This is a genomic window from Ensifer sp. 22521, from assembly GCF_052044795.1.
Classification (GTDB): Bacteria; Pseudomonadota; Alphaproteobacteria; order Rhizobiales; family Rhizobiaceae; genus Ensifer.
Genome location: NZ_JBQENM010000009.1, coordinates 313,697 through 329,993 on the forward strand (window position 1 = coordinate 313,697; position 16,297 = coordinate 329,993).

Sequence of the window (16,297 nt, forward strand, 5' to 3'; positions counted from 1 at the left end):
TATATGGGACAATTGATTGCGATTTGCAGCCTACCGGATGGAAAAAACAAGGTGACGCTTTGTCAATGCGGCTGCGACAGGCGAGCTGCCGTCCCCGCGCCGCCGCCCATTTGCGAAGGTTTGCGCGCCACCAGCCGGTCATGGATGAGCATGCCCGCAACCATCGCCGCGACGAAAAGGAACGTCGGCGGCAAACCGAGCGACAGCGAAGCGAGCGCCGGGCCCGGGCAAAGCCCCACCAGCCCCCAGCCGATGCCGAAGATTGCCGCGCCGACAATCAGTCGCCTGTCGATAACCTGATTGTCCGGCAAATGGAAGGTTTCGTCGAACAAAGGATGCTTGAGCCGGCGCGTCAGCAGGACACCGAGCGCGGAAACAAAGACGGCGCCGCCGAGCACGAAGGCAAGGCTCGGGTTCCAGTTGCCGGTGATATCCAGAAACGCCCGCACGCGTGCCGGATCGAGCATGCCGGACAGCGAAAGACCAAAACCGAACACGAGGCCGGAGACGAGCGTCGCCGCGAGGCGAAAGAAGGCTCCGTTCATGCAAGCAAGCCCATGACAAAGACCGTGACGATCGCCGCGGTCATGAAGGTCGCAACCGCCGCAATCGAACGTCGCGACAGCCTTGCAAGACCGACGACGCCGTGGCCGCTGGTGCAGCCGGAGCCCATGCGGGACCCGAAGCCGACCAGCAGCCCGCCAGCCACCAGAAGCGGCCAAGAGGTTGTGACCGTCACCACCGGCCAGGCGCCGACGACGAGGCGAAAAAGCAGCGGCCCCGCCATCAGTCCCAAAACAAACAACATGCCGGTAGGAACCTGCGCGCCCTGCAGCAGACGTCCGACGATACCGCTGATCCCGGCCACCCGGCCATTGGCCACCATCAGGATCGCTGCCGAAAGGCCAATCAACAGCCCACCCGCCAGCGCATTCTCGTATTCATTCATGTTTTGGAACCATCCCGACAGAAGATCTGATAGAGCGCGCCAACCAGACGCGCCACCTTGTCGTGACTAAGCCGATAGAACACTTGCTTGGCCTGCCGACGGGTCGAGACAATGCCGGCATCACGCAACACCGTCAATTGCTGCGAGAGGGTCGGCTGGCGAATGCTCAGGCTCTCTTCGAGTGCCGCCACCGAGTGCTCACCCTCCAGCAAAGCACTCACGATCAACAGACGATTTCGATTGGCGAGAGTTCTCAGTATTTTCGAAACTTCGGCAGCGTGCACGGCCATATCCGTGCGCACCCCCGGAAATTGCATAACAGTTCCCATAACTTCCTCCTGTCGTTGCCCTAGGAGTGAGTGGAGCCCCAATGCTTGCTGCGGTTTGCCGACTACTATCCGTGATTGTTATACGAAGTAATATATTATCGTATTACTTATTAATAAACCAGACGAAACAAGACAGCGCGATCAGCCCTAGCGCCCCTGGCCTGTCCGTTGACTGTCAAATCATATAGAAAATTCAGATCGTTACAACGAGACCGCAACAGGGATGAAAACGCCATATTTGGGGCAACCGCCCGGACTATCTCAGGCAGCAGTAAAACTTCTGGTATAGTAAACGCAAATACGAGCCAGCGACGACACTTCGGCCCCCGGCCCGAAGGCCCGAAACCGCGTTTCGACGGAGGCTAAGCGCCGGGGCAAATGCAGGCATCATCCGTTATCCGGCGAAAGATCTGCGAAAGTATCGTCACCAATCCCGTTCCCTTGTCACGAAACGGTGATGGTCTTCGAGCAATTTGCTCGCGCGGCGCGATATCGCCCTTTTGATTTGCGCTCGTGATTTGCACGCCGGAGCCTCCCCCTTTTGCTCCGGTTGTTGGGCCGGCCTCCCCGCCGGCCTCTTTTTTTGCCGCATGCCATTTTCGCAGCCGCCAGCAGGAAGGTCCCGGACCCCACGTCAGTCGCAGTGACGGTAGCCGGTCTTGCGGGTTCTCAGATCGAAGTGGAAATGGTCCTTGTGGAACGGGTCGCTGCCCGGCCCGAGCACGGTGTTGAAATATTTGCAGCTATCGGAGCGCACAGCCTTCAGGAGGCCGCGTTCGCGAAACGCGAAGAAGCCCTTCTTGCGGACATCGATTTCCTTGCCGTTCTTCAAGACAAACTTGCCGACATCGATGGCGTTGCCGTGCGCATGTTCGGACATCGGATTGCCGCGGCGGGAATTCATCGTGCGGCAGGAATAGCCGCCGAGCGGCTTGATCGTCTTGACGCCCGACCAGTAGCGATAGCGGGACGACGGCGCGAGTTCGTACTTCACCCACTTGGCGAAGGCCTCCGTCACCTCGCAGTTGAGCTTGACCGCCGGCTTCACGCCAATACCGCCGGAGAGACCGCTGAGCTCGATCGGGTAGTCGATGCCACAGGACGGCCCGTTGCTGATGCGCGGAATATCACGGAACACCACGCCGAGTTTCTTCAGGCGCTGGCGGCAGGCAATCTCGGAAGCCGGCATTTCGCCGGTGTAGTCGGGCGCCGACATCGGATTGCGCACGCGCGGCAGGAAGGCGACCTGCTCCGGCTCCTGGGTCCGCTGAATGGCGCGTCGCTCTTCCATGGCGCGTGCACGCTGCGCATCTTCGGCTGCAGCCTTCTCGGGAGAAAGCGGCGGCAGGTCCGGATCGTAGCCAAGGTTCGCCTCGTCCGCAGGCGCAGCCCCGGACGCCCCGCCGAGCTGGCGCACATTGTCTTCGCCGATGCCGTCGACGACCGGCTGGCTGGCATTGCCCTCGGCGATCTCGTTGCTCTGCTCTTGCGCCAGGCCGACGACCGGCTGCTCGACGCCGAGCATGGCATCCATGTTGACGCCTTCATCGGGAATGGCCGTGGAACCCGCATTCGCCGGCTGCGCACCGGAGGAGACCGCCTCGTCGCTATCGATCATCGGCAGCGAGCGCCGCGTTTGTTGAGGCGCCGCCTGCGCCGGTGCAACATAGTCCGGATTGCCGTTGCCCGTCGAAGCCGATGTTGCAGCGGGATAGGCCGCCACCTCGTCTTGCGGCACCGCGTCGACCGGCACGGGCCCGATCGAACCGACCCGGGAGCCGCCATCGATGCGGCCCGGCGGCGAAAGCGCGTCGTCGGTCGAACAGGCGACAAGCGATAGTGTCAGAACGAGTGCCGTCAGCGGGCGATGGAGACGAGTAACATACGCCATACCGGACTGCGCCTTCCTTCGGGCGGTCAGCAGACCACCACTCATCACCCCACCGCCCCCGCAACGGCGTACCCAGAGGCACGCAAGGATCGCTGCAGCACTTCGAATTGCTGCCTTTCGCCTGTGTCGCAAACCGGGCACAGCTGTCGAAAGACCTGATTTCGGGGGCATTTTATTCAAATACGGTAAACGAAGCCTTGCGTCCGATACCCGCGATCAAGGGTGCGGGTGCTTGCCGTTGCGACTGACCGCCGATAGCAAGAAGCCCGCGTCTTCGTCAGACGCGGGCTTCAAGTTTTCAGCTACGGATTCGCTGGATATCAGCGGCACTCGCCGCGATGCACGACCCGGAAGCCAGCACCGCCAGCCTCGCAGGCGTTCGAGAAGGTTTGCACGCGGCCGCCGCGCTGGCCGCAGACCGGCGCGAATTCGCGGGTGCAGAACTGGCCTTCGGAGGGACGGTCATCGTCGCGACGGCATTCGCCGCGGCCGATCACCTGGAAGCCCTCCGAGCGCGCCTGGCAGGCGTTCGAGAAGGTCTGCGTGCGCCGTCCGCGCTGGCCGCACACCGGATTGTACTCCATGGTGCAGGCCTGCGGTTCACGATCCGGCGGGCGATAGTCCGGACGGCATTCGCCACGGTGGATCACATTGAAACCGTCGGCCCTTGCCTGGCAGGAATTCGGGAAGGTGCGCATGCGATTGCCACGCTCGCCGCACACGGGCGCATATTCCATCGTGCAGACCGGCGGGCGGGTCGGCCTCGGGCCTGGACGCGGCTCGTCGACGACCACCGTACAGGCGGAGAGGAAGCCGAGCGCCAGCATCAGCACGGCGATCGGGCGCGTCAGAAGAAGTTTGAGAAGTGCCATGGATGTCCCCTCTAAAGCAACGGTCAGCAACCGGAGCGACGCCCCATCAACCACCTCCCGCATCTCGCGTATCTATCCGCAGCGATCCTAAGGTCAAGACTGTGTGGCCTGCTTTGCACGGCAATCACGGGCGCAGGTGGCGGGGGCATGCCCGGCTCACGGATCGATGTGGAGCTCGGTTGCAGCCGCGCGACATTTCTTCTTTTCAGCGCACAAGGCCGGCGTGGCAATGCCACGCCGGCCTTGTGCAATTCCAGACTATAGCGATCAGGCGGCGCGGCCGTAAGCCGAATGCGTTGCCGAGGACTGCAGCCGGAACTTTGTCAGCAACGACTTCAGTTCCCGGCTCTCTGCAGCCAGCGTCTGGCTTGCGGCAGTCGTTTCCTCGACCATCGCGGCGTTCTGCTGGGTCATTTGGTCCATGCTGTTGACGGCGACATTGACCTCCTGCAAGCCGGTCGCCTGCTCGCGCGCGGCGGTCGCGATCGAGGCCACCTGCTCGTTGACCCGATTGACCAGCGTCTCGATCTCCGTCAGCGCTTCGCCGGTCGACCGGACCAGCTGGACACCGGCACCGACCTCGCGCACCGAGGCGCCGATCAGTTCCTTGATCTCCTTGGCGGCACCCGCCGAGCGCTGCGCCAACTCACGCACCTCCTGCGCGACGACGGCAAAGCCACGGCCGGCCTCACCGGCGCGCGCTGCCTCGACGCCGGCATTGAGCGCCAGGAGATTCGTCTGGAAGGCGATCTCGTCGATCACCCCGATGATCTGGCCGATCCGGCCGGACGAGCCTTCGATCCGCCCCATGGCGTCGATGGCATTGCGCACGATGCCGCCGGACTTGGCAGCGCTCGCCTTGGTCTCGTTGACCATATCGCGCGCCTCGTTCGCCCGCTCGGAAGCGTGGCGAACCGTCGAGGTGATCTCGTCAAGTGCTGCCGCCGTCTCTTCGAGGGCCGCTGCCTGCTGCTCCGTCCGGCGCGAGAGATTGTTCGCCGCTTCCGAAATGTCGCCGGCACTGGCAGTGACGATCTCGGTCGAGTGCGAGATGGAGCCGATGACATCGCGAAGCGCCGCGACGGCCGTGTTGAAGTCCTCTCTCAGCTTGCCATATTCCGGCGCGATATGGCCGATCTCGGCGGTCAGGTCGCCGCTTGCCAAGAGCTCGAGCGCGGCACCGACGGTCTCCATCGCATCCGCTTGCGCTTCCGCCGTTGCCCGCTGGCGCTGCTCGTTGCCGCGCCGCTCGGAACTCAGCCGCTCCTGCTGCTCGGCCTCGCGTGAACGCAGTTCCAGCCGTTCGCGAACGGAATCGCGCAGCACCACCAGCACCTTGGCCATCTGGCCGATCTCGTCGCCGCGGTCCGTCTCCGGCACCTCGGACGAAAGATCCTCATCGGCGATCGCCCGCATCGAGGCCTTCAGCTTCTCGACCGGCTTCACGACGCTGCGCACGATCGCAAGCGCCGCCATCAGAATGGCGAGTGCAGCGGCGGCGAGGATGCCTGCGACCTGCCAGGCGCGTTCGCGGAACATCGCCGCCAGATCGTCGGCATAGACGCCGGTACCGACCACCCAGCCCCAGGGCTTGAAGCCGGCAACGTGCGAATATTTCAGCACCGGCGCGTCAGCGCCCGGCTTCGGCCAGTAGTAGTCGACGAAGCCCTGGCCGCTCTTTTCGACGGTCTTGACGAACTCGACGAAGAGGTGCTTGCCGTTCGGATCCTTGTTTTCAGTGAGGTCCTTGCCGTCGAGCTCCGGTTTGATCGGATGCATCACCATGGTCGGATGCATGTCGTTGACCCAGAAATAGCCGTTGCCCTGGTAGCGCATCGCCTTGATCGCCTCGAGCGCGCGCTTCTGCGCCTCCTCACGCGAAAGCGTGCCGGCCACCTCCTGCTTGTGATAGGCGTCGAACACCGCGATAGCGTTCTCGTCCATTGCCGCGAGCATCGCCTTGCGCTCGCCAACGAGCTTGTCCTGCGCCTGAAACAGACCGAATGTCAGCGCTGCTGCCATGGTCAAAAGCGCAAATGCCACCAGCGCGTAGAGACGCGCCGAGATCCTGAATTTCTTCATTGCCAATCCCCTGCCCCTTCGGCGCTCCCGGCGCCGCCCCTTCGCAACCTGGCCGCAGCTGGCATGGCCGGCCGCACTCCAAGAGCCTGCAGGATAGGGAAAGGTCTTTGCAAAGCCCCTAACAACCGATCCCTAAATTTCACATTTCTCAAGCACCCCTTCGAAAGTCTAAGGCGACGGCACGGTGGGATGCTGCTCGCATTTGTGCGGCGGCGGGCCTTCCCTCGGCAAGCGCGGTCGGGTTACATCTTTCATCCAACAGGGAGACAGGCCGCATGACCGAACAGACCAAACCGACCGGCGAGCTGACCTTGCGCACGCTCGCCATGCCCGGAGACGCCAATGCGGCCGGCGATATCTTCGGCGGCTGGGTGATGGCACAGATGGACCTTTCCTGCGGTATCCGTGCGGCCGAACGCGCCCGCGGCCGTGTGGTCACGGCAGCCGTCAAGGAGATGGCCTTCGCGCTTCCGGTCAAGATCGGCGACACGCTCTGCATCTATACCGATGTCGTCAAGGTCGGCCGCACCTCGATGACGCTCAAGGTCGAGGCCTGGGCCCAGCGCTATCTCTCTTCGCATCGCATGGAAAAGGTCACGGATGCGATCTTCGTCATGGTCGCGCTCGACGAAAACGGCAAGCCCAAGCCGGTGCCGGCGGAGGAATAGGAGCGGCGGCCGTGGATCAGGTTCCGACCAACCCGGAAATCTTCCCGCATATCCGCACCGTTATGGGCATGGTCGTCAGCCTGAGCCTGGCGAGGCTGCTCAGCGGACTGGCGCTCTTCGTGCAGCACCCCGGCAAGACACGTGTCTACTGGATCCACCTCGGCTGGGTCCTGTTCATGTTCGTCTTCCTCGTGCATTTCTGGTGGTGGGAGTTCCACCTGCATTCGCTGGCCGTCATCGACGTCAGCGTCTACCTGTTCGTCATCCTCTATTGCTGCGTCTTCTTCTTCCTCTGCGTGATGCTGTTCCCGACGACGCTCGAGGACTATAGCGACTACGAACACTATTTCATGTCGCGCCGTGCCTGGTTCTTCGGCTTCCTCGCGCTTGCCTTTGCCGTCGACCTCGTCGACACCGCGCTGAAGGGCAAGCAGTATTTTGCCTCCTACGGTCTCGAATACCCCGCCCGCAACACCGCCTATATCCTCTTCTGCATCGCCGCCGCCTGGACGGCGAATCGGCGCTTCCATGCCGCCTTCGTCGTCGTCGCTGTCGCCTATCAGCTTCTCTGGATGTATCGGGCCTTCGATCTCCTGGATTGAGACTATCGATCGAATCGTCTGCGGAGGTTTTCTGCCTTGGGTGCACCTCGCCCCTTGATCCCGAGGCGATGCGGTGCTTTATCCGTTAGACATATTTGAATCTCGCATCATGGCACGTCGGGGGACTGTCGCATCATGGAAATCTTTACCGCTGCCGGTCTGGCAGCGCTTCTGCAAGTCATCGTCATCGACCTCGTTCTTGCCGGCGACAACGCCGTCGTCATCGGCCTTGCCGCCGCCGGGCTGCCGACGGAGCAGCGCAAGAAGGTCATCCTCGTCGGTATCATCGCGGCAACCGTGCTGCGCATCGCGCTCGCCAGCGTCACGGTCCAGCTCCTGGAAATCATCGGCCTTTTGCTCGCCGGCGGTATTTTGCTGCTGTGGGTCTGCTGGAAGATGTGGCGCGAAATCCGCGAGCAGCAGGCAGCTAACGCGGCAGGCGAAGGCGGCGCTGCCAGCAACGCGCCCCAGAAGACCTTCATGCAGGCGGCCATCCAGATCGTCATCGCCGACATCTCGATGTCGCTCGACAACGTGCTGGCCGTCGCAGGCGCCGCCCGCGAACATCCGACGATCCTGGTTATCGGCCTTGCGCTTTCGATTGCGATGATGGGCGTGGCAGCCGGTTTCATCGCCCGGCTGCTCAACCGTTATCACTGGATCGCCTATATCGGCCTCGCAATCATCCTCTATGTCGCGCTCGACATGATCTATCGCGGCTGGGTCGAGGTCTGGCCGCACGTCGCGCCGGCCGTGGCAGCCATGGTCTGACGCCAGCGCGACGCGCTGCAGACCGTTAACAATGCAAAAGGCAGGGCTTGGGCCCTGCCTTTTTGTTTGCAGCGGTCTTAACCGCTACAGCGGCCGGACGCCTCTTAGCCCTTGAAGATGAACGAGGCGCCTAAGGCGATCAGGGCGAAACCGACCAGATGGTTCCAGCCGATCGACTCCTTCAGCCAGAAAACTGAGAAGGCGGCAAAGACCAGAAGCGTGATCACCTCCTGCATCGTCTTCAGCTGTGCGGCGGAATAGACCTGATGGCCGATGCGGTTGGCCGGCACCGCCAGGCAATATTCGAAGAAGGCAATGCCCCAGCTTGCCACGATCGCCATGTAGAGCGGTGACGACGTGTATTTCAGATGCCCATACCAGGCGAAGGTCATGAAGACGTTGGAAAACAGGAGCAGAAGAATCGGCCAGAGATAGGCCGGAGAGAGAGTGAAGGACATAGAGAACCTCGGGGCGCGAATCATGCTCCGACGATGCCCCGCAGCCCCGTCCGGGCGCAAGTCCTGCCGGCCTTCCATTGGCTCAAGTGACGCCTCGGAGCGAGCCGATACGGGATTTTCTGCCGGTCAGGGTGTCGAATCGACGACGAACCGGCATTTTTTCCGTCATTTAGCAAGTCATGCCCCAATATTTTACGGGTTTTGCCACAATTTTGTACTGGCGCATGAGCAATGTCGCTCGACTGTCCGACGGGACAGGCAGGGGAATACCACACTTCGAAACGGCGGTTGCCGTGAAGTTGGCTCCGCGCCTTGCGCGCGGTTCGCCGACACGCCGATGCTGCGTATCAGACGCTGGGCACGCGCATGTCCGCTGAAATTTCCCATGGGAACATTGGAAACAGTTGAGCAACCGGGTGCCATGCCGGCGATCGCCAGGCCGCCCCGACCGTTCGCACCCAGCAACTTGTCAAGGAGACCTGACCATGAAGGTCCTGGCGTTTCTTGCGGCTGCCTATGTCGCGCTCCTATCGCCAACTCTCGCCAGCGCGGGCATGCTTGCCCAGGCGCAGCAATATAAAGGCCTGCACGAGGTCAAGAACAACAAGACCCTTCGCGCAGCGCTCGGCATCAACCCTGCACGTACCCCCTGGTGCGGCCATTTCATGGGCATGGTTGCCCGCAAGTCCGGCCGCAGTCCACCGCAGAGCTTCGGCTTCGCCCGCTCGTGGCTTCGGTTCGGTGCACCGGTGAAGCTCGCCTATGCGCGCGCCGGCGATATTGTCGTCGTGCGCACCGGTCGTGGCTACCACGTCGGCATCCTGTCCACGCTGTCGAAGTCGACGGCCCAGTTGATCGGCGGCAATCAGTCCGGCGGCGTCAGGGTCTCGCAGTTCGCGCGGGGCCAGGTCGTCGGCGTCCGGCGTTAGAGCATCCCGCTTCACGTGGAATCACTTGAAGCGGGATGCTCTAGAAACAATGTGCTAGAGCGACCTTAGTGCGTTCACCTGAACGCACGGCGCTCTAGAGCGGCAAGCCAAGGGCGGGGACCACTTCGCACCAGGCCTTGCGCCGGAGGGCCTAAAGCCCAACCGGACCAGAGATCTGCATCGCCGCATCGGGCGGACCGCTGATGCGCGTCCTCACGCGAGCGCCAGGCACATTGCGCAGCGCCGCTCGGGCGGAAGGCCGTGCGCGGCCTCGTTTGCAAGGATCTGCGCGAGACGCGCGTCGAGTTCGTCCCCGGCAAGCGTAGCGAAGCCGAGTGTGCGGTAGAAGTGCTCGTTCCATTTGAGATCGCGGAACGTCGTCAGCGTTACCGCGGCAAGCGAACGGGCGCGCGCATGCGCGATCGCAGCCAGCATCATGGCGCGCCCAAGCCCGCGGCCCTGGCTTTCCTGCAGCACGGCAAGCTGCCAGATGTGCAGCGCACCCTCGGCGCTCGCGGCACAAAGGAAGCCGAGCGGTCGATCCTGCTCGTCGACGGCCACCAGGGACAGGCCGGTGCGCAGGAAGTCGACATGAGCTTGCGCGGACTGCACATCGTCGTCGGCAATCCAGGCCAGGTCGGGGATGGTGCGAAAAAGCGCGCCGGAGGAGCGCTCGATGCCGGGCAGCAAAGCTGTATCGTCTTCACGTGTGGGTCGAATCAGGGTCATAGTGACCGCATCCTACAGCGCAGACCGTCGTATGGGGTGCGCGAAGTTCGCTGCCGCCCTTTAAATCCCGAGAATCATTAGCCGGATAACGGAATATCGCTAGTCGGCGATCATATTCATGGCCGACTCGAGCCCGGCTGCCGGACTCGACAACGGCCGCGGTCCGTTGCGGACATGATCGGCGGCGCCAGCCATGGACGCCTGGGCCAGCGCAACGATGGAGGCTCCATCCTCATAGGCCGCTTCTGCCGCCTGGGCGATTGCGGCAAGGTAGCCGTCACGGCTTCCCGCCTTGAACAGCGCCCACGCACCCTCGACGAGACGAACCTCGAGGACAGCGCCGGAACGACGCGCCGCCTCGGCAAAAAGCGCCGTGGTGGGTGCGACCGTCGTTTCCACCGCGCAAAGCGCAACCACCTTGCCGCCGGTCGCGGCCGCTTTCTCCGCCAGCGCCGCATCGACGCGCACGATCGGGACGGCATTGCCCATCCCGGTCTTCGCTACGCTCGGCCCGTGCGTCGAGCAGGTGAGCAGCACCACGTCGGCCTCTGCCGCCAGCGCCGAGAGAACCGCCGCGGTCTGCTGCGTGATGTCCTCGGTCAGGCCGCCCGCTTCCTCCGCCGCGCGCAGCAGATCGGCGCGGACCGTATGGCGCAAGTTCGCGGAGGACAATCCGAGTTCGCGCGCAGCATTCTCGAAAACGGCGACGTTGCTGTCGGCCGTATGCAGGCAGGAGATGATCAATTGGCGGCCTTTGAATGACGAACGCCTGACGGCGCGGTTCTGACTTTGCGAAACTTGCACAATCGCCGCACGCCTGGAAGCGTCGACGGACACAATCTGTCGTAGAGGCCACACGAACCGTCTATTTGCGCCTCCGGCCCAGCAATGGACACAAATCGGGGCAATTTATGCTTCTCGACTTTTCTAATTTAAGTTACGCTTATTTTCCTTCTGACCAGATGCCGCGGGAGGGGCTGCCCTCTTGGAACGGAAGCTCGCCGTGATCCTTGCTGCCGATGTCGCTGGCTACAGTCGCCTTGTCGCGATTGACGAGGAAGGTGCGCTCGCAACGCTTGCCACCTATTGTGCAACGATTTCAAGCCTTGTGACCGAGCATGGCGGGCGCATCTTCGGCGCCGCTGGCGATAGCCTTGTCGCAGAATTCCAGAGTGCAGTGCAGGCGGTTCGGGCAGCGGTCGCCATCCAGCGGACCCTGCAGCGGAGAAACGCCGACCTCGCGCCGGAGCGGCGCATGGAGTTCCGCATCGGCCTCAATCTCGGCGACGTCGTGGTCGACGGCGGCAACCTGCTTGGCGACGGCGTGAATGTGGCGGCGCGGCTGCAGCAGGTGGCGAAGCCGGCCGACATCTGCATCTCCGGTGCGTTGCACGACCAGATCGTCGGCAAGCTGGAGTTTCCCGTGCACCGGCTTGGCGATCGCGCGCTCAAGAACATGCCGCGCCCGGTGCCGGTGCACCGCGTCGACTGGCATGAGGACCCGGTGAGGCCGGATCTGCCCGGCATGCCGCTTGCCCTGCCCGACAAGCCGTCGATCGCCGTTCTGCCCTTCGTCAACATGTCCGGCGACCCCGAACAGGACTTCTTCGCCGACGGTCTGACCGAGGACATCATCACGGCGTTGTCGCTCTACCGCTGGTTCTTCGTCATCGCCCGCAACTCCTCTTTCGCCTACAAGGGCCGCGCCGTCGACGTCAAACAGATCGGCCGCGATCTCGGCGTGCGCTACATCGTCGAGGGCAGCGTGCGCCGCTCAGGCTCGCGCGTGCGCGTCACCGGACAGTTGATCGAGGCGGAAACCGGCATCCATCTCTGGGCGCAGCGCTACGAGCGCGAATTCGCCGACATTTTCGCCATCCAGGATGAGATCACCCAACATGTGGTCGCGGCGATCGAGCCGGAGATCCTGATTGGCGAAAACCGCCGGGCGCTGTTACGCGGCAGCGACAATCTCGACGCCTATGAATGCCACATGCGCGGCACGCTGCTGCACAATGCGCAGGACTCCGCCGCGCATTTCGACGACGCGATCGAGTGGCAACGCCGCGCGATCGCCCTCGACCCCGAATTCGGCCGCGCGCACATGATGCTGGCCCGCTCGCTGTTTGCCCGCTGCTATTTCGGCTTCAGCGACGACATTGACCGGGATAGCGCGGAGTTGGCGGCGGAGGCTGCACGCGCCGTTGTGATCGAGGATCACGATCCCTATTGCCACTATGTCATGTGCCTCGCCAATTTCGCTGCCCGGCGGCCGCATGCCGCGGTCCAGGAGGCGCAACAGGCGATCGATCTCAACCCCAATTTTGCGCTCGCTCACATGGCGCTCGGCTGGGCGCGCATCTACATCGGCCGTTTCGCCGAGGCATTGGACCCGCTGCACAAGGCCCTGAGGTTGAGCCCGCACGATCCCCTGACCTACCTCTTCTTCAACCGCATCGCTCTCGCCCACTACCACCTCGGCAATTACGAGGAAGCGCTGCGTCACGCCGAACGGGCGCTGCTCCTGCGCCGCACCTATTTCAACCTGGTCATTCTGCTCGCCTGCCTTGGCCAGCTCGACCGCAACGAGGAAGCCCGCAGGATCGTTCCCGAGGCCGTCGCCAACGCGCCTGTCGATTTACCGCGCTACTGGCGCTTCTTCACCGGCTATGTCGACCCTGCCGACCACGCACATTTCAAAGACGGGCTCGTCAAGGCGGGCCTGCCCATCGTCCCGTAGGCCGCCATGACACGAGCCCAGCTGTTCGGCGTTCTCATCGGCCTCACAGTGGTGGCGTTCTTCACGGTCCTGCGCGCAAACGATCCGCAGCTTCTGAGGCAGGCGCGCGACGTCACCTTCGACGAATACCAGCGGATCGCGCCGCGCGGCTTCGAGACCATGCCGGTCAAGGTGATCGATATCGACGAGGCGTCGCTGCGTGAATTCGGCCAATGGCCCTGGCCGCGCGACCGCCTGGCGAATTTGACCAACCGGCTGACCGAGATGGGCGCGGCAGCGATTGCCTTCGACGTGCTCTTTGCCGAGCCCGACCGCCTGTCGCCGCGCACGGTCGTGCGCGACGTCGGCGGCGTCGATCCATCCTTCGTCGCAACCCTGCCCGATAATGACGAGATCTTTGCCCAGGCGATCCAAGACAAGCCGGTCGTGCTCGGTTTCGGCCTCACCAACGACGGCAGTTACCTGCCGTCGGTCAAGGCGGGCTTTGCCTTCACCGGCGAAACCGCTGCCGAGGCGCCGCCGCGCCTGCACGCCGCAACGCCGCTACGGCCCCAGCTCGAAGCCAACGCCGCCGGGCTCGGCCATATCAGCCTCAATCCCGGCTCCTCCTCCGCGGTGGTGCGGGCCGCACCGCTGTTCCTCAGCGACGGGCAGCAGTTCTACCCGAGCCTCGCCCTGGAGGCGCTGCGCGTGGCGCAGGGCGCCTCGACCTATGTGCTCGCCGCAGCACCCAACGTCGCCAACACGCTCACCGCCGTCAAGATCGGCGACTTCGTCGTGCCGCTCACCTCGACCGGCGAACTCTGGCTCTACGTCACGCCGGACACGACGGAGCGCTACATTTCCGCCCGGCGGGTTCTCACGGACGAAGCCTCCTCTCCGGACGTTCGCGCCGCGATCGAAGGCAGCATCGTCTTCATCGGCACGTCGGCTGCCGGACTGCAGGACGTGCGCACCACCGCGCTCGGGCAGAACGTGCCCGGCGTCTCCATCCATGCCCAGATCGTCGAGCAGATCTTCTCCGGCCGCTATCTGTCGCGTCCAGACTGGGCCGACGGGCTCGAAATCCTCTCGATCGCACTGGCCGGCACGCTGCTCGTGCTGTTGACCACTTTCGTCAGCCCCGTGGTGGCGCTGGTCTGCGGCCTCGCGGTCACGGTGTTGGGGCTCGCAGCCTCCTGGCTCGCCTTCTACTATGGCGGGCTGCTCGTCGATCCGCTGGCGCCGATCCTCGCCGCCTCGATCACCCATTTCTCCGCCACCGCCTATCGCTTCCTGGTGACGGATCGCGAACGACGCGAGGTCCGCCAGGCCTTCGGGCGCTATCTCTCGCCATCGCTGCTCTATCGCATCGAGCACACGCGCAATGCGCTGAGCCTTGGCGGCGACGACCGCGAGCTGACGGTGATGTTCGTCGACGTGCGCAGCTTCACCGAGATGAGCGAGCGCATGACGCCGACCGAGGTCGTCGCCTTCCTCAACACGCTGCTCGACGCGCTGAGCCGCCATGTGCTCGCCAATGAGGGCACGCTCGACAAGTTCATCGGCGATTCCATCATGGCCTTCTGGAACGCCCCGGTCGATGTGGTCAACCATCCGCAAAAGGCACTTCGCGCCGCGCTCGGCATGCGCGAGACCCTGGCCCGGCTGAATGCCGAAGACGCCTTCGGTTTCGGCTCCGGCCATGAGGTGCGCATCGGCATCGGCATCCATACCGGGCTCGCCTGCGTCGGCAACATGGGTGCCGAAACCCGCTTCAACTATTCGGCGGTCGGCGACACCGTCAACATCGCGGCCCGCATCGAAGCGGCCTGCAAGGACGTCAACTTCGACGTGCTCGTGTCGGAAGCGACGGCTGAGGCATTGCCGAATTGCGCGCTGCTGGATGCGGGAAGCCTGGGCCTCAAGGGAAAGACGACGCGAACCCGGCTTTTCGCGGTCGCCGGAGACGAGAACCTCGCCGCCTCGCCCGCCTTCGCGGAATTGCGGCTGCTGCATGACCGGCTCGTCTCGGTGCTACGCACGCGCGCGACCTCGAGCCGCAGCATCATCAACGCAGCGAAGCTGAAGTCTGCCGCCCTGGCACCGGGCCTGGTCGGCTTCTACGCCCGGATGTCGCGCCGATCGGAGCATTTCGCCGAAACGCCGGTCGAAGACGCCAAGCGCCCGGCGGAGTGAAACGTGCCGGACCTCAGCCGCAGACGACCGCCCGGCACATCGCCTCGACCTGGGCTCTCGGATCGTTCGCAAAGCTTTGATTTGTCGTTGGTTTAGCGCCGGCCCGCTTGTGCCTAGCGACAGGTCGTTGCCGACGCATCGTGAACGCTGCGCCGAAAGCGTTGGCAAACGACAGGCCGTCAGCGGCGCACACGGTCGGCGCTCAATTCTGGCTTTGGGTCTGGCTCTGGCTTTGGCTCTGTTCCTGGCGCTGCGTTCCACCGCCCTGTTGCGACTGTTCCTGCCGCTGTTCCTGTTCCTGGCGTTGGCTGCCCTGGCCCTGCCCTTGTTCCTGCTCCTGCCGCTGGGACTGTTCCTGCCGTTGGCTACCCTGTCCTTGTCCCTGTTCCTGGCGCTGCTCCTGCCGCTGCCGCTGGCTCTGTCCGCTCTGCTGCTGCCGCTGCCTTTGTTCCTGGCGCTGCGTCCTGGGTATCAGCGGTATTGGTTGACGCTGCTCGACGGCGGGGGGTTGCACAGTTTGCGGTTGGCGTTCGAGATCCTCCTGGAACACCGCCGCAAGGCTGCAGCCACCCCCCGCCCAGCCCAGCGCTCCGGACAGTCGTTGCCCACCGGAGAGGAAAGGAAGGGCTTGCGCATTGCCTAGTGATTTCAATGTATTGCGACTGACTCTTCTCGGATCGCTGATGCCGCCGCCAGGCTTGGCGACGACGCAGTCGCAACGCTGCGTCAATTGCCGGCAGCCGCCGGCGCCACAGAAGCTTGCGGCGCCGCTGAGCAGCACGACAGCGGTCGTGCCGTCGCGGCCGACATAAAAATCGAAGGCGGTGCCGCGAACGCCGATCGTGCCGGCCGGCGTGACGATTTCATAGGCGGAGTGCCCGGACTTGCCGCTGATCCAGCGGAACGTGCCCTTGGCGGCCATGATCGTCAGCTTCTTCACCGACTTGGCATCATCGTAGACGAATTTGTCGATGACCACGGACGAACCCCAGCCGACCGCAAGCTTGGTGCCATCCTGGAAGACGAACTGGCCGAGACCGGACTTCGATGTCGAAATCCGTTCGTCCTTGTAGACCGGGTCCTTGACCGCGATCGGACC

The 16,297-nt window shown here is 63.7% G+C and carries 16 protein-coding genes; 6 read left to right on the forward strand and 10 right to left on the reverse strand.

Annotation, left to right across the window (positions count from 1 at the left end; genetic code table 11):
* Nucleotides 1-62: 62 nt before the first annotated feature.
* From ACTJKE_RS16520 to ACTJKE_RS16545, 6 genes are all read right to left on the reverse strand, one after another.
* Complete coding sequence (locus tag ACTJKE_RS16520; protein ID WP_057248822.1) at nucleotides 63-545, reverse strand: YeeE/YedE family protein; 483 nt, start codon at nucleotides 543-545, stop codon at nucleotides 63-65.
* Nucleotides 542-949, reverse strand: a complete 408-nt coding sequence (locus ACTJKE_RS16525; RefSeq protein WP_058328861.1) for a YeeE/YedE family protein — start codon at nucleotides 947-949, stop codon at nucleotides 542-544. The genes ACTJKE_RS16520 and ACTJKE_RS16525 overlap by 4 nt, the downstream gene beginning before the upstream one ends.
* A complete protein-coding gene (locus ACTJKE_RS16530) occupies nucleotides 946-1,278 on the reverse strand; it encodes an ArsR/SmtB family transcription factor (protein ID WP_057248820.1) in 333 nt (110 codons plus the stop codon). Before ACTJKE_RS16530 ends, ACTJKE_RS16525 begins: the two co-directional genes overlap by 4 nt.
* A 634-nt stretch (nucleotides 1,279-1,912) precedes the next feature.
* The gene (locus ACTJKE_RS16535) at nucleotides 1,913-3,169 is read right to left on the reverse strand and encodes an extensin-like domain-containing protein (RefSeq protein ID WP_058328862.1); all 1,257 of its coding nucleotides are present in this window, start codon (nucleotides 3,167-3,169) and stop codon (nucleotides 1,913-1,915) included.
* 320 nt (nucleotides 3,170-3,489) lie between these two features.
* Complete coding sequence (locus tag ACTJKE_RS16540) at nucleotides 3,490-4,041, reverse strand: Kazal-type serine protease inhibitor family protein (RefSeq protein ID WP_057248818.1); 552 nt, start codon at nucleotides 4,039-4,041, stop codon at nucleotides 3,490-3,492.
* A gap of 267 nt (nucleotides 4,042-4,308) precedes the next feature.
* The gene (locus tag ACTJKE_RS16545) at nucleotides 4,309-6,123 is read right to left on the reverse strand and encodes a methyl-accepting chemotaxis protein (protein WP_058328863.1); all 1,815 of its coding nucleotides are present in this window, start codon (nucleotides 6,121-6,123) and stop codon (nucleotides 4,309-4,311) included.
* Nucleotides 6,124-6,398: 275 nt separating this feature from the next.
* Between ACTJKE_RS16545 and ACTJKE_RS16550 the strand changes: the two genes are divergently transcribed.
* From ACTJKE_RS16550 to ACTJKE_RS16560, 3 genes are all read left to right on the forward strand, one after another.
* Complete coding sequence (locus ACTJKE_RS16550) at nucleotides 6,399-6,791, forward strand: acyl-CoA thioesterase (protein WP_057248816.1); 393 nt, start codon at nucleotides 6,399-6,401, stop codon at nucleotides 6,789-6,791.
* A 68-nt stretch (nucleotides 6,792-6,859) separates the two neighbouring features.
* A complete protein-coding gene (locus ACTJKE_RS16555) occupies nucleotides 6,860-7,393 on the forward strand; it encodes a hypothetical protein (RefSeq protein ID WP_419178157.1) in 534 nt (177 codons plus the stop codon).
* A gap of 135 nt (nucleotides 7,394-7,528) precedes the next feature.
* A complete protein-coding gene (locus tag ACTJKE_RS16560) occupies nucleotides 7,529-8,164 on the forward strand; it encodes a TerC family protein (protein WP_058328864.1) in 636 nt (211 codons plus the stop codon).
* A gap of 104 nt (nucleotides 8,165-8,268) precedes the next feature.
* Here ACTJKE_RS16560 and ACTJKE_RS16565 read toward each other — a convergent pair whose 3' ends face one another.
* A complete protein-coding gene (locus ACTJKE_RS16565) occupies nucleotides 8,269-8,622 on the reverse strand; it encodes a DMT family protein (protein WP_057248813.1) in 354 nt (117 codons plus the stop codon).
* A gap of 485 nt (nucleotides 8,623-9,107) precedes the next feature.
* Between ACTJKE_RS16565 and ACTJKE_RS16570 the strand changes: the two genes are divergently transcribed.
* Nucleotides 9,108-9,551, forward strand: a complete 444-nt coding sequence (locus ACTJKE_RS16570; protein ID WP_112996034.1) for a TIGR02594 family protein — start codon at nucleotides 9,108-9,110, stop codon at nucleotides 9,549-9,551.
* Between the two features lie 213 nt (nucleotides 9,552-9,764).
* Here ACTJKE_RS16570 and ACTJKE_RS16575 read toward each other — a convergent pair whose 3' ends face one another.
* Together ACTJKE_RS16575 and ACTJKE_RS16580 are read right to left on the reverse strand one after the other, a co-directional pair.
* A complete protein-coding gene (locus ACTJKE_RS16575; protein ID WP_440692022.1) occupies nucleotides 9,765-10,241 on the reverse strand; it encodes a GNAT family N-acetyltransferase in 477 nt (158 codons plus the stop codon).
* A gap of 138 nt (nucleotides 10,242-10,379) precedes the next feature.
* Nucleotides 10,380-11,024, reverse strand: coding sequence for an Asp/Glu racemase (locus ACTJKE_RS16580; protein WP_113514122.1), 645 nt, complete (start codon nucleotides 11,022-11,024; stop codon nucleotides 10,380-10,382).
* A gap of 241 nt (nucleotides 11,025-11,265) precedes the next feature.
* On the opposite strand from ACTJKE_RS16580, the gene ACTJKE_RS16585 reads away from it, so the two are divergent.
* Nucleotides 11,266-13,020: an adenylate/guanylate cyclase domain-containing protein gene (locus ACTJKE_RS16585; RefSeq protein WP_058328866.1), complete on the forward strand. Its 1,755-nt coding sequence runs from the start codon at nucleotides 11,266-11,268 to the stop codon at nucleotides 13,018-13,020.
* Between the two features lie 6 nt (nucleotides 13,021-13,026).
* Complete coding sequence (locus ACTJKE_RS16590) at nucleotides 13,027-15,198, forward strand: adenylate/guanylate cyclase domain-containing protein (RefSeq protein WP_113514124.1); 2,172 nt, start codon at nucleotides 13,027-13,029, stop codon at nucleotides 15,196-15,198.
* Between the two features lie 202 nt (nucleotides 15,199-15,400).
* On the opposite strand, the gene ACTJKE_RS16595 is transcribed toward ACTJKE_RS16590, so the two are convergent.
* Nucleotides 15,401-16,297: FecR family protein (locus ACTJKE_RS16595; protein ID WP_440692024.1), on the reverse strand; the 897-nt coding region annotated here is incomplete at its 5' end.